This window comes from Flavobacterium sp. GNP010 (assembly GCF_056428945.1).
The window spans coordinates 1-14303 of record NZ_JBWJVK010000019.1 but is presented as its reverse complement, the minus strand read 5'-3'; the positions used below and the strand labels follow the sequence as shown (position 1 = coordinate 14303).

Here is a 14303-nt window from a genome sequence, read left to right as displayed (position 1 = left end):
TTTGATTCGGCACTTCTCGTTTTGGAACGCGGATGACGCAGATAAAACAGATGTACACGGATTTATTAATTTAAAAAAAAGTTGTTATTTATTCTAAAGCCCTAGCCCTGATGGAAGCGACATCCTTTTTCTGGTCTCGTTTTTTTTTAACGAGACCAGAAAAAGATAAAGCGTACAGCAGGAAATAGCTCCTTATTACTCTACCCAAGATTTATAGTACTGGCCGTCATCTAATCCCATCGCCTCTTCGGTCACCATCAAAGGACGAAATGTATCTACCATTACCGCTAGTTCGTGAGTTTCCGTATGACCTATACTGCGTTCCATGGCTCCTGGTGCAGGTCCGTGAGGAATGCCTTTGGGATGCAATGTAATGTGACCTTGCTCGATATTGTTGCGAGACATAAAATCGCCATCGACATAATACAAAACCTCATCACTATCAATATTGCTATGATTGTAAGGTGCTGGAATAGATTTTGGGTGGTAATCATACAGTCTTGGACAAAACGAACACACTACGAAAGTGGCTGTTTCGAAGGTTTGATGTACCGGTGGTGGCTGATGCACACGACCTGTAATAGGCTCAAAATTGTGAATGCTAAAGCCGTATGGGAAATTGTACCCGTCCCAACCTACTACGTCAAAGGGATGTGTGGCATAAACCACTTCATGTATCATTCCTTCTTTTTTTATTTTAATCAGGAAATCACCTTTTTCATCATGTGTTTCTAACTCGCTAGGCAAAATAAAATCACGCTCGCAAAATGGCGAATGCTCTAAATGTTGTCCTGATTCGTTTTTATATCTTTTTGGGGTATAAAAAGGAGCAAAAGATTCGACGTAGAAAAGTCGGTTTTCTTCGGTATCAAAATCAATTTGGTAAATCATTCCGCGAGGAATTATCAAGTAATCGCCATACTCAAAAGGAATGTTCCCCATCATGGTGCGTAATTTTCCTTTTCCTTTGTGGATGAAAATCATTTCATCGGCATCGGCATTTTTATAGAAATAGTTGCGCAATGATTGTCTTGGAGCAGCCAATCCTATTGTACAATCTTTATTAACCAACATGGGTTTGCGGCTGTCTAAAAAGTCATCTTCAGGTTTTAGTTCAAATCCTTTTAACAATAATGATTTGATGTTTTTACCAATAGCAATTTTAGGCTCAACCGAGTATGATTTTAGAATTTCTTTGACTTGTGTTGGTCTATGTACATGATAGAGTAATGAGGAATGCCCGTGAAATCCTTCGGTGCCAAAGAGCTGTTCGTAATATAAACCCCCATTTGGTTTTTCGAATTGTGTATGTCTTTTTTGGGGAAAGGTCCCTAATTTGTGGTATAAAGGCATGATTTTTTTTGTTTAAAGTTAAAGTTTACAAGTTTATGGTTGTACCGAACTAAACTTATTTAATTAAATCAAAAAAATACGATCTATTCAGGATTCCTCTTTATGAGGAATTGCAGATATCCTAATAAACCGCTCCAAGTTGTTTTCATGATAACAAATATCGGAATTAATATTGAATTACATTACAATTAAAACAAAAACCCAATACTAAACCAGGTATACCCTTTTGCATTTTCTGGGGACCATGAATACTTTATTTCTATAGGCCCTATGATTGTCTCTAAACCATATCCTACAGCATAACCGGAATATTTAGGGATTGAAATCCAATCAACACTTTCAAAAATACGGTTTCCTACATTTGCAAAATTTGCCGAGAAATTGACATGGTTTTTTTTATAAAACTCATAATCAATAGTTCCAGTTGATTTTATATAACTGTTTGCTGCAATACTTAAATAATCATAGCCATAAAAATATTTAAAATTATTGATGAGATTGTAGCCGTAACCCCCTAAAATAAAATTAAAAAATGAAATGCTTTCATTACCAAATGAAAAACCTGCATCGGTATGGAATTTAAAAGTTGCATTTTTAAAAAGTGTTGCTGCGACCCCAACATCTGCTTTGGCTATGGAAAAAGGTTGAAAATTTCCTGTATAATTAGAAGATACTAGATACGACTGAACGTCTCCAGAAAAATACCATCCTTTTTTGGGAAAATATATATTGTCAAAAGAATCGTATTTCAAGTAGCCAAAAAGACTGAAATACGTACTGTTATCGATGGTTGGATTTACATTTGCCAGCGTCTCTGATTTAATTTTTAAATACTTTAATTCAGCTCCTCCACCTACTAAAAATTTATTGACAAACAAGGATTGAAAATAGGCTTGATTGGTTAAATCTTGAAAATCTACATTGATGCTGTTTATACCTAATGAACCTAAATCAAGGCTGCTTATTTCTTTGGCTACATTTCTATTGAATTGATTGAACTGGGACTTGAATCCAAAACTCAAATTAAAACCCTGCTCAATATAATAATCTAGATTGTATCTAATGTTGTCTCCAAAAACCAAATCGAGAGAAGTTCTGTCGTTTTTAAAAAACGTTTTCTTGTGGGTTAGGTTAATCAAAACAGCACTCTTGAATAAATTATCATAATGTAACCCAAATTTTAGATACGTTTTTGAGGCATTTTCTGTAAGTGTTAAATTTAAATTATCTTCATTCTTATTCTTGTCTAATGAATACGAGATCGAACTAAAATTTTGAGTAGCATTGATGTTATTAATGCCTTTAATTAAATCAGCATAACAGGTTTTAGTTCCCGGCTTAAATTTTAATTTTCCAATGACATACTCTTTTGTATAATTGTCGAGTTCGTTACTATTGATTTCTCTTATCTGCAAACTGTCTGACTGTAATATTAGTTTTGGTTTTTTGTATGGAGTAGACTTGTCAACTATTTTTTTTAATTGCTCATAAACGGCAAATGTAGCTTCTTCGCCTTTTCTTATTATTTCTTTTCCTTTATCAAATGAGATCACACCGTACTGCGATATATCTGGTTTGATGTAAATGTCGGTATCCACAATATTGCGCTGCATTCGCTCTATTGAATTGAGATTGTTAATTTGTACCAAAATTTTAGTAGCATCTTTGAGTTGGCTTCTATCCAATAAACCGTCTTGTACATCGACACCAATGATGATATCTGCACCTAATTTTCGAACCTCCTCAATAGGATAATTGTTAATTACACCACCATCTACCAGCAGTTTACCATCAATTTCTATAGGACTAAACAACGATGGAAATGCGGAACTTGCAATCATTGCTTGGGCCAAATTTCCTTTATTTAACACCACTTGTTCTCCCGTTTCTATATTTGTTCCGATACATAAAAACGGAATTGGAAGTTTATTAAAATCCTTTATGTGTCTTGAATTTCTAGTGATTCTACTTAACAAATTGTAATTATACATTCCTTTGGATAAGGCTTCTGGTATTCCGATTTTCATTTTATTAAAAGGCAAAACGAGGGCATACAGCGCCTCATTTCTACGTTCATAAAAATTCTTTGAAGAACGTGGAATAAAATCGTTTAGCAACTCATCAAAATTAGTTGTTTGAAAAATAGAATCAATTTGACTGGCGTTGTACCCAGATGCGTAAAGTCCACCCACAACAGCACCCATACTGGTTCCTCCTATGTAATCAATCTGGACTCCAGCTTCTTCTAAAACTTTTAAAACGCCAATATGAGCAAATCCTTTTGCACCACCGCCACTTAAGACCAACCCTATTTTGGGCTTTTTTTGTTCCTGTGCCAAGGTGTTTTGCGTAAGAAAGATAAATGAGAATAGATAAACCAGAAAAGTAGGAAATAGCACTTTTGAAGATAGTCTAATGCCCCAGATGGAAGTGAAATGCCTTGATGGCAAACCCTTTATTTTTTCTTGAAAAAAAAGAGCGACCCAAGAAGCTCCTTTTTTTTTAATAGAAAAAAAAAGGGTTTGCAGAAAGCATGAAACGGACAGCTGGAATAGGCGCATAAAAAAACTAGTTTGTATTGTAAAATTCGACAATTTTTTTGGCTTTAGAACTACCTATAACGTCCGAAATTTCCTTTTCTGTTGCTAATTTCAATCTTTTAACACTTTTAAAGTGCTGAATTAAAGTAAGCATGGTTTTTTCTCCAATTCCCGGAATCGATTCTATCGAGGAATTAAGTGCTGCTTTGCTCCGCTGATCGCGGTGATGTGTGATCCCAAAACGGTGCGCCTCGTTTCGCAGTTGCTGTATAACTTTAAGAGTTTCGGATTTTTTATCTAAATACAGCGGGATTGAATCTCCGGGATAAAAAAGCTCTTCGAGCCTTTTGGCAATGCCTATAATGGCTATTTTACCTCGCAATCCCAATTCATCAATACTTTTTAACGCCGATGATAATTGTCCTTTTCCACCATCAATGATGATTAGATTGGGCAAGGGTTGGTTTTCATCCAGCAACCTTTTGTATCTTCTGTAAACTACTTCGGTCATCGAAGCAAAATCATCTGGCCCTTCGACTGTTTTTATATTAAAGTGGCGGTAGTCTTTCTTACTTGGTTTTCCATCCTTAAATACCACACAAGCCGCAACAGGATTGGTCCCCTGAATATTCGAGTTGTCAAAACACTCAATGTGCCTAGGCTCTACGGGCAAACGCAAGTCTTTTTGCATTTGCGCCATAATCCTTTTAGTATGGCGATCTGGATCTACAATTTGCAATTGCTTTAGCTGCTCGATGCGGTAAAACTTAGCGTTACGAACAGACAAATCTAGAATTTGCTTTTTATCTCCCAATTGAGGAACGGTAATTTTTATATTTTCGCCCAAGTCTACGTGAAAGGGAACAATTACCTCACGGGACAGTAATTGAAAACGTTCGCGCAACTCAATAATAGCAAGTTCTAGTAATTCCTCATCGGTTTCGTCGAGCTTTTTTTTGATTTCCATAGTGTGGGATCGAATGATGGAACCGTGGGAAATTTGCAAGAAGTTGACATAGGCTGCACTTTCATCGGATACGATTGAAAACACGTCGATATTGGTAATTTTCGGGTTGACAATCGTAGAACGGGACTGGTAATTCTCCAAAATTTCAATTTTCTCTTTGATTTTTTGAGCTTCTTCAAAATGCATGTTCAGTGCCAGATCCGTCATGACACGCTTAAAATCCTTCATGCTTTCTTTGAAATTTCCTTTCAGAATTTCGCGAATCGCATCGACTTGCTTTTGGTAATTTTCTATGGTTTCATGTCCTTCACAAGGCCCCATGCAATTTCCAATATGGTATTCGAGACACACCTTAAATTTTCCACTATCGATATTGCTCTTACTTAAATCATAGTTGCACGTACGTAGTGGATACAATTCTTTTATTAATTCTAATATGGTAGAAACCGTCTTAAAACTAGTGTAGGGACCAAAATATTCCGATCCGTCTTTGACCATTCTTCGAGTAGCAAATATGCGTGGAAAAGGTTCTTTCTTGATGCACAACCACGGATAACTCTTGTCGTCACGTAGCAACACATTATAACGGGGTTGCATTGTTTTTATCAAATTGTTTTCCAATAAAAGCGCATCAGTCTCCGTTGGAACTACAATGTGTTTGATGGTTACAATTTTCTTGACCAATACATTGGTTTTGGCCGTATCGTGAATTTTATTGAAATACGAAGAAACTCTTTTCTTTAAATTCTTAGCCTTTCCTACATACAAAATTTTGCCTTCCTTGTCGTAATATTGGTACACACCAGGATTGTCTGGCAAGGTCTGGATTTGAAGGGCTAAAGCAGTTGGATTCATGAAACAAAGTTAATCTCAAAAATCACGAAATACAAATCAATACTCTCGAATTCTTTGTGATAAATTTTTTCTAGAATTTTAGTTCCTAGTACCTTATTATCCTTATTTTTATCTTTTCAAGAACCTATGATAAAAACCAAGAACACACCGATCGTAATTTTCGGCGAAAGCATTATTCCAGGTGAAAGCAAAACCATCAATGTAGAGATTGCGCGACTACACACCACTACAAAATTGAACATTCCTGTTATTGTAAGACGATCTAAAATTGATGGTCCTGTGGTGCTTTTTTCAGCAGGTATTCATGGCGATGAAATTAATGGAGTCGAAATTATTCGGCAATTGATCAGCAAGAAAATAAACCGACCAAAAAAAGGTACTATTATTTGTATCCCTATCATCAACGTATATGGATTTGTCAATAAATCTCGAGAATTTCCAGATGGTCGGGACTTGAATCGGGTTTTTCCGGGAAGCAAAACTGGATCTTTGGCAAGCCGATTTGCCTTTCATATTTTAAGTGAAATTATGCCCATTGTAAATTACGCAGTCGATTTTCATGCCGGCGGTGCCAGCCGTTTTAATGCACCACAAATACGAATTTCACCTAGCAATCCAGAGTTAAAACTTTTGGCCGATGTTTTTAATGCGCCATTCACTTTGTATTCTAGAAATATCATAGGCTCTTTTAGGAATTCGAGCGAACGTATGAATGTGAAAATGCTGCTTTTTGAAGGCGGTAAATCATTAGACATCAATAATGCTGTTGCTGATGAAGGCGTAAATGGTGCTAAACGAATCCTAGCCCATCTTGAGATGTTAGACCCTAAACACACGATATCTAAACCAAATTCACCATCAATTTATATTGAAAAATCGGGCTGGATTAGAGCCAAATGTTCAGGATTATTGCACGACTATAATACAATTGGTACTTTTGTAAAAAAGGGAACTGTATTAGCAATCATTACCGATCCTTACGGAAAATTTGAACGAAAAGTGAAAGCACCAAATGACGGTTACGTGATCAACGCGAACCATTCCCCGATTGTTTACGAAGGAGATGCTATTTACCACTTATCTAATACTAATGGAGAAGATGAAGAATAAAACTGAATTGCGACAGGAATACAAAAGGTTGCGGCACTTACTTTCTGATACTGATATTGAGGAAAAGAGTTTGGCTGTAGCCAATAAAATACTGACACTTCCTATTTGGGAAAACACGTATTTCCATATTTTCTTGCCTATTACAGAACAAAAAGAGGTAAATACCGAATTTATTTTGCACTTACTATCCGGAAAAGACAAAGAAATTATCGTTTCAAAGGCCGATTTTGAAACCCGAAAAATGACTCATTTTTTATTAACTGATAATACTAAAATCAAGAAAAACGAATACAACATTCCCGAACCTGTAGATGGCATTGAAGTTCCCTCACATAAAATTGATGTAGTTTTTGTACCTCTTTTGGCTTTCGACAAAAAAGGACATCGTGTAGGTTATGGCAAAGGTTTTTATGACATTTTTTTATCCCAATGCAAACCCGATGTGGTAAAAATTGGCCTATCCTTTTTTGAACCTGAGGAATTGATTGATGGTATTTTTAAAGGCGACGTACAATTGGATTATTGCGTTACGCCTGAGTCAATTTATAAATTCTAATTATAAGACTTTAAAAGTATTAGATTTTTACAAAAATGTTAGTGTAATATTTTTTTCCTGTTGTAGTGTTTTCTCGTACTGCAATTCCAAAATGAGTAAAATCCCCTTCAATTGTTACTTTATGAGTTGGACTATTTAACCAAGCAGTAAGGGCTTCCTGAGCAGTAGCATAATTATACGCGAGATTTTCACTAACACTTTTTGCACCAACTGCTTTTGTAATACTCTCTGATCTGGCCACAAACCCATCATGACTAATTGCATTATTAGCAATCATATAATAATTGTGTTCTTCAGCTTTTTTTGAAATATAATTTATTTTTTGCAAAACTTTCAAACCAATACTCACGCGATGTGCATTGATTAATTTCATTTCCTCTAATTCAATTTCATTATAAATGAAGTTCTCATCGAGTAAAGCAGATAATTCTGTATCGGTTGAATTTGTTGAATCTGTAGAGCAACTGTTCAAAGAAATAGCAGTAGTAAATAGGAATAAATAAAATAAACTAAATTTCATAAGGCTTTAATTATGTTGATTTAATTCGGAACACAATTGTACTGTTTATACTTAACTGCCTCAAAATTAGTATGCAAACATAATAAAAAATCGATTTAAATACCAATTTAATCGATGAATGACCTTTTTTATTTTTTTTATGTAGTAAATTAGTCTTTTAATTGCAGTTGAGAACCCCTTTCACTATTTGAAAAACGTCTCTATCATTTTGAATTACCATACAAGGAATTTGAAGCTATTTGAATTTCCTTATTTAAATTTTAAAGATATAATTACCGGTGTTTTAAAAGTGTTGTTGAAATCATATTTCTAAAACTAGATGTGAATTTTATCCGCTTTCATTTTAAATCTGTATTTTTACAAATAAATTTTAGCTAAATCATGCAAATATTCAAAAATTCAAAATCAGTGGTAATCATCTTGGTTTTACTCCTTGCCGTTTCTTTTTCAGGTTGTACTATTCACACTGGAACTAGACAAACTACCTATAAAGCAAAAAAACTTCCTCCAGGTCAAGCCAAAAAAATATATGGTGGGAAAAGCGCTAAACGATACGCACCAGGACAAAATAAATAAGTTTCTAAATGCAAAAGACCTGTTCGTGATTTGAACAGGTCTTTTTTATTAGATAATTACTTTAAATTTATTGTTGATGAAATGCTTTTTTGTTGAAAAAAATCAAGATTCCTACTCCTGTAGATATTGCCATATCGGCAACATTAAAAATCGCATTAAAAAAAGTAAATTCTTTTCCGCCCCAAATAGGCAACCAAGTTGGTAGGGTTCCGTGCCAAAAAGGAAAATAAAGCATGTCAACTACTTTTCCGTGAAACCAAGTCCCGTAAGGCTGATCTGAAAACAAAGTCGCTAATTGTTGCTGACTGTCATCAAAGATAACTCCATAAAAAACAGAATCAATTATGTTCCCAAAAGCACCTACAAGAATCAGCGAAATAGCAACAATTAAATAATCAGAGCTCTTCTTTTTTACTGAATCCCACAACCAATACCCTATTCCAGCAACTGCAGCGATTCTAAAAAGAGTCAAAAATAATTTACCGTACGTCCCAGGAATTTGAACTCCCCAAGCCATTCCTTCATTTTCGATGAACAAGACTTTGAACCAATTAAACACTTCAACTTCTTCCCCTAAAATAAAATTAGTTTTAATATAAATTTTAGAGACTTGGTCAACAAGCAGTAAGATAAAAATAAGGAGGTATGCTTTTCGTAATGTCATTATGTAAATTTTAAAAGCGTAAAAATAGGTAAATAAAAAAATAAAATTCCAAATCCCAATAATTTAATAAGCAATTATTGGAATTCGGAATCCTGTATGTGATTTAAAACGTCTTAACGCTGTAAATTCTTTGCTTCGATACTCATGGTTGCATGAGGAACAATTTTCAATCTTTCTTTCCCTATTAATTTACCCGTAACTTTACAAACGCCATACGTTTTGTTTTCTACACGGAAAAGTGCGTTTTTCAAATCACGAATAAACTTTTCTTGACGAATCGCCAGTTGTGAGTTTGCTTCTTTAGACATGGTTTCACTTCCTTCCTCAAAGGCTTTAAATGTTGGGGAAGTATCATCTGTCCCGTTATTTAAGTCATTCATATAAGCACTTTTTATTAAATCTAGATCTAATTGCGCTTTTTGAATTTTATTGAGTATTATTTCCTTGAACTCCGCTAAATCAGCTTCGGAGTATTTTGTAGCTTCATCTACCATTTTTTTTTATTTTGAAATTAAAATCATTGTTTTTATTTCATCAAATTCAATTTCCGTACCGTTTTCTAGTGCATCAACAAAAACCAAATCACTGGTTAATGTTTCTGATTTAATATACGCTTCGTTTACAAGAATCGCCTCTTCTAAAATTCCATTTCTTTTCAACTGAACTTTAATTTTATCAGTAACTTCAAATCCAGAATCTTTACGGATATTCTGAATTCTATTTACTAATTCTCTGGCAATTCCCTCTTGTTTTAATGCTGATGAAATCGTAATATCAAGCGCAACCGTTATTCCGTTTGAGTTGGCTACCAACCATCCCTCAATATCTTGTGATGTTATTTCTACATCTTCTAATGTTAAAAGTACGTTATTTCCAGCAATAACTACATTCAAGCTTCCTTCCTTATCTAACTGACTGATTTGCTCTTTTGAAAACCCTTGTATTTCCTTAGAAATCAGACCCATATCTTTTCCAAATCGAGGTCCTAGCGTCTTAAAATTAGGCTTAATTTGTTTCACTAAAACACCTGAAGCATCATCCAAAAGTACGATTTCTTTCACGTTTACCTCTGCTTTTATCAAGTCAGAAATAGCTTCAATTTCCACCCTCTGATTGTCGTCAAGTACTGGAATCATTACCTTTTGCAACGGTTGGCGTACCTTTATCATTTCCTTTTTACGGAGTGATAAAACCAATGATGAAATGGTCTGTGCTTTCTGCATTTTGCTCTCTAGTATTTTATTAACATAGTTTTCAACCGAAATTGGAAACTTCGCCAAATGTACACTGTCAAATTTTTCAGTCTGTGTTGCTACCGTTAAGTCTCTGTAAAGTTTGTCCATGAAGAACGGAGCGATTGGCGCACCAAGTTTACTTATGGTTAACAAACAGGTATATAAAGTTTGGTAAGCCGCGATTTTGTCCTGCGCATATTCTCCTTTCCAGAAGCGTCTTCTACACAAACGAACGTACCAGTTACTCAAGTTTTCCTGTACAAATTCAGAGATTGCACGAGCTGCTTTCGTTGGTTCATAATCAGCATAAAAACCATCTACCTCTTTAATCAAGGTGTTCAACTCTGAGATAATCCACTGGTCTATTTCAGGTCTTTCGTTTACTGGAATTTCGCCTTCCTCGTACTTAAAACCATCAATATTGGCATACAAACTAAAGAACGAATAGGTGTTGTATAAAGTTCCAAAGAATTTTCTGCGCACCTCAGCAATTCCTTCTAAGTCAAATTTCAAGTTGTCCCAAGGATTCGCGTTCGATATCATATACCAGCGCGTTGCATCAGGACCATATTCTTTTAAGGTCTCAAAAGGATCTGCGGCATTCCCTAGACGCTTGGACATTTTTTGTCCGTTTTTGTCTAAAACCAGTCCGTTTGAAACTACATTTTTATAGGCTACTTTGTCAAAAACTAAAGTACCAATAGCGTGCAAGGTATAAAACCATCCACGGGTTTGATCGACACCTTCCGCAATAAAATCAGCTGGAAAATCTTTGTTTTCGTCAATTTTATCTTTGTTTTCAAAAGGATAATGCCATTGTGCATACGGCATAGAACCGGAATCAAACCAAACATCAATCAAATCAGCTTCACGTTTCATTGGTTTGCCAGAGGCAGAAACCAAGGTGATTTCATCAACAACATTTTTATGCAAATCAACTAAATCATAATTGGATTCGGCCATATTCCCTATTTCAAACCCTTGGAAAGGATTTGTTAATTGGAAACCTGCTGCAATCGATTTTTCAATTTCGCTGTATAATTCTTCTACTGAACCGATCAAGATTTCTTCTTGGTTGTCTTCGGTTCTCCAGATAGGCAATGGAATTCCCCAGAATCTGGATCGCGATAAATTCCAGTCATTGGCATTTTTCAACCAATTTCCAAAACGTCCTTCACCAGTCGCTTTTGGCTTCCAGTTGATGGTTTCGTTTAAATCGAACATTCTGTCTTTAACTTCCGAAATTTTTATAAACCACGAATCTAAAGGATAGTATAAAATTGGCTTGTCTGTTCTCCAACAATGTGGGTAACTGTGCACATATTTTTCTACTTTAAAAGCTTTGTTTTCTTCTTTTAACTGAATAGCAATTTCAACGTCTACAGAACGCTCTGGTGCTTCGCCTTCATTATAATATTCGTTTTTAACGTATTTGCCTGAAAGACCGCCAAGTCCTTTAACAAATTTTCCCTGCAAGTCTACTAACGGAACCGGAGTTCCATTCTCGTCAAGAACCAACATCGGCGGGATTTCTGGTGTAGCTTCTTTGGCTACTTTCGCATCATCGGCACCAAAAGTTGGCGAAGTATGAACAATTCCAGTACCATCTTCGGTAGTAACAAAATCTCCTAAAATTACTCTAAAAGCATTTTCGGCATTTTGATACGGCAATACCAATGGCATTAATTGTTCGTACTGGATGTTTACTAAATCGGCGCCTTTGCAAGTTGCAGTTATAAAGAATGGGATTTTTTTATCGTCTTCTTTGTAATTCAACAATTCGCTTTCCTCTTGTACTTCTGTATATTTTCCAGCAAATTGTTTGTTTACCAATGCTTTTGCTAAAATTACATTGACAGGTTTAAAAGTATATTGATTGTAGGTACTTACTACAACATAGTCAATTTTCGAACCTACGGTAAGCGCGGTATTACTTGGTAAAGTCCACGGTGTAGTGGTCCATGCTAAGAAAAAAGTATCTTCAAAAAGATGTCCTATTCCAAAAATGCGTTGCAAATCTGACAGGCTTTCTTCAAGAACTTTAAATTGTGCTACAACAGTTGTATCCGTAACATCACGGTAACTTCCAGGCTGATTTACTTCATGCGACGACAATCCTGTTCCTGCTTTTGGAGAATACGGCTGAATGGTGTAGCCTTTGTACATCAAATCCTTGTTGTAGATTTGTTTCAAAATCCACCAAACGGTTTCCATGTATTTGGATTTATAGGTCACATACGGATCTTCCATATCAACCCAGTAGCCCATTTTTTCGGTCAAATCATTCCACACATCGGTATAACGCATCACGGTTTTTTTACACGCTTCGTTGTATTCTTCGATGGTAATCGTTTTACCTATATCTTCTTTTGTAATTCCTAATTCCTTTTCGGTACCTAATTCTACAGGTAAACCGTGGGTGTCCCAGCCCGCTTTACGCTTAACTTGGAACCCTTTTTGCGTTTTATATCGACAAAAAATATCTTTAATGGCACGCGCCATCACGTGATGTATTCCAGGTAATCCATTTGCTGAAGGTGGCCCTTCAAAAAATACAAACGGAGTACTTCCTTCGCGAGTGGTTACACTTCTCTCAAATATATTTTCTTTCTTCCAAAAATCTAGTACTTCTGATGCTACAGTTGGCAAGTCAAGTCCTTTGTATTCAGTAAATTTTGTGCTCATTTTATCCTTTTCTTTAATCGAAGTGCGAAAGTAATAAATTAAAGTCGAAAGTTGAAAGTCGTAGGTCGAAAGTTACGCTTTAAGCCAAAATCATCTATCGGGATTTTGTCAAAGAGACAAAACACATTTATTCATCCCCTTCTAATTCAAAAAAATCATTTACTGGTTTGCCAAACAATTTTGATAATTTTAGGGCTAAAACGGTTGAAGGCACAAATCGATTGGTCTCGATAGAATTGATAGTTTGCCTCGAAACGCCTATTTTTTCAGCTAATTCCTCTTGGGTTACATTCAAAATGGCGCGTTCTACCTTGAGTCTATTCTTCATAATAGGCTTTTTTTAACTTTTTGAAAGTTAGAATTTGCATCATAAGTAAAACTCCCAAAACAGAAACATCTTTACTCCCTTCAATTGTAGGCATATCAGATAATAGTACTTTAATTGTAAAATGCACAAATGGAATTGCTAAATAAAATAGTACTGTTCCCAAAACAGCATAATGGAACGATTGCATACGGATTTTTGCAATTAACTCATCTTCTATTTTTTCTCTTGAAATCGAAATAATAAGTGTTCCAAAAACCATTCCTGACAAAGCTATTCTCTCGAATAAATCGTGATATATATCGTCCAATAGATAGTTTTTACTTGAAGTAACAATTGACAAAATCGAAAGAGTAACAATTACCAGCCCAACAATTTTAAACTTATTAGGCAATAAATAACTGGTGAATTTATCAATTTTTGCGATATCGCCTTCTTGTTTCATTTTTGGTTCCATAAAGTTTATCGGTTACAGTTTGTTTTCCATAAAGAACAACGAACTAGATTAAAAGACAAATATACTTTACTTTTTGAAATAAAAAAATAAATTTTATGTTATGTTTATCTTTAAGAAAAAACAACCTTAAAATTAATTCATAAAAAAAGAGGACACTACATCCTCTTGATATTCTTTCTTAAAACTTTACGATAACTCAGTAGTTCCAGGTTTTACCCCGCTCGGCGAAGTCTCCCGACTTCGACCTTTTCTTATATGTTCTTGTTATACGTAAATCTAATAAAAGTCTCACGACTTTTTCGTAGATGTCTTATTAAATTCAAATCGTTAAGTGATAAATCATAATACTCCATTTTAAATAAAACCAAAAAACTACAAAATAATCCAAACTGTTACTTAGTATTTTTTTATCCCTTTTGAAACGCTAATTATTCTAAGGATAGTTATAGTAAAAAGTCCT

At 35.0% G+C, this 14303-nt stretch carries 12 protein-coding genes; 3 read left to right on the top strand and 9 right to left on the bottom strand.

Features of this window, described 5'->3' with window-relative positions; translation table 11 throughout:
• Window positions 1-195: 195 nt before the first annotated feature.
• The 3 genes from AC061C_RS09595 to uvrC form a co-directional block, all read right to left on the bottom strand.
• Entirely contained in the window at window positions 196-1353 is a 1158-nt protein-coding gene (locus AC061C_RS09595) for a homogentisate 1,2-dioxygenase (RefSeq protein ID WP_478290994.1), read from the bottom strand.
• Between the two features lie 188 nt (window positions 1354-1541).
• A complete protein-coding gene (locus tag AC061C_RS09590) occupies window positions 1542-3914 on the bottom strand; it encodes a patatin-like phospholipase family protein (RefSeq protein WP_478290993.1) in 2373 nt (790 codons plus the stop codon).
• 7 nt (window positions 3915-3921) lie between these two features.
• The gene (uvrC, locus tag AC061C_RS09585) at window positions 3922-5715 is read right to left on the bottom strand and encodes an excinuclease ABC subunit UvrC (protein WP_478290992.1); all 1794 of its coding nucleotides are present in this window, start codon (window positions 5713-5715) and stop codon (window positions 3922-3924) included.
• A gap of 126 nt (window positions 5716-5841) precedes the next feature.
• Between uvrC and AC061C_RS09580 the strand changes: the two genes are divergently transcribed.
• Both AC061C_RS09580 and AC061C_RS09575 read left to right on the top strand, forming a co-directional pair.
• Window positions 5842-6825 (top strand): succinylglutamate desuccinylase/aspartoacylase family protein, encoded by a 984-nt coding sequence (locus AC061C_RS09580; protein WP_417945391.1) that lies wholly within the window; start codon window positions 5842-5844, stop codon window positions 6823-6825.
• On the top strand, window positions 6815-7381 hold the full coding sequence (locus tag AC061C_RS09575) for a 5-formyltetrahydrofolate cyclo-ligase (RefSeq protein ID WP_478290991.1): 567 nt from the start codon (window positions 6815-6817) through the stop codon (window positions 7379-7381). Before AC061C_RS09580 ends, AC061C_RS09575 begins: the two co-directional genes overlap by 11 nt.
• A 19-nt stretch (window positions 7382-7400) precedes the next feature.
• On the opposite strand, the gene AC061C_RS09570 is transcribed toward AC061C_RS09575, so the two are convergent.
• The gene (locus tag AC061C_RS09570) at window positions 7401-7901 is read right to left on the bottom strand and encodes a CAP domain-containing protein (RefSeq protein WP_478290990.1); all 501 of its coding nucleotides are present in this window, start codon (window positions 7899-7901) and stop codon (window positions 7401-7403) included.
• Between the two features lie 381 nt (window positions 7902-8282).
• On the opposite strand from AC061C_RS09570, the gene AC061C_RS09565 reads away from it, so the two are divergent.
• Window positions 8283-8477: a hypothetical protein gene (locus tag AC061C_RS09565; RefSeq protein ID WP_309759869.1), complete on the top strand. Its 195-nt coding sequence runs from the start codon at window positions 8283-8285 to the stop codon at window positions 8475-8477.
• A gap of 67 nt (window positions 8478-8544) precedes the next feature.
• Here the strand turns inward: AC061C_RS09565 and AC061C_RS09560 are convergent, their stop codons facing one another.
• From AC061C_RS09560 to AC061C_RS09540, 5 genes are all read right to left on the bottom strand, one after another.
• A complete protein-coding gene (locus AC061C_RS09560; RefSeq protein WP_478290989.1) occupies window positions 8545-9141 on the bottom strand; it encodes a lipoprotein signal peptidase in 597 nt (198 codons plus the stop codon).
• Window positions 9142-9254: 113 nt separating this feature from the next.
• On the bottom strand, window positions 9255-9635 hold the full coding sequence (locus AC061C_RS09555; protein WP_099714108.1) for a TraR/DksA family transcriptional regulator: 381 nt from the start codon (window positions 9633-9635) through the stop codon (window positions 9255-9257).
• A 6-nt stretch (window positions 9636-9641) separates the two neighbouring features.
• Window positions 9642-13061: an isoleucine--tRNA ligase gene (gene ileS, locus AC061C_RS09550; RefSeq protein WP_478290988.1), complete on the bottom strand. Its 3420-nt coding sequence runs from the start codon at window positions 13059-13061 to the stop codon at window positions 9642-9644.
• Window positions 13062-13188: 127 nt separating this feature from the next.
• Window positions 13189-13389, bottom strand: a complete 201-nt coding sequence (locus AC061C_RS09545; RefSeq protein WP_309755511.1) for a helix-turn-helix transcriptional regulator — start codon at window positions 13387-13389, stop codon at window positions 13189-13191.
• Entirely contained in the window at window positions 13379-13831 is a 453-nt protein-coding gene (locus AC061C_RS09540; protein ID WP_478290987.1) for a hypothetical protein, read from the bottom strand. Before AC061C_RS09540 ends, AC061C_RS09545 begins: the two co-directional genes overlap by 11 nt.
• Window positions 13832-14303: the final 472 nt, after the last annotated feature.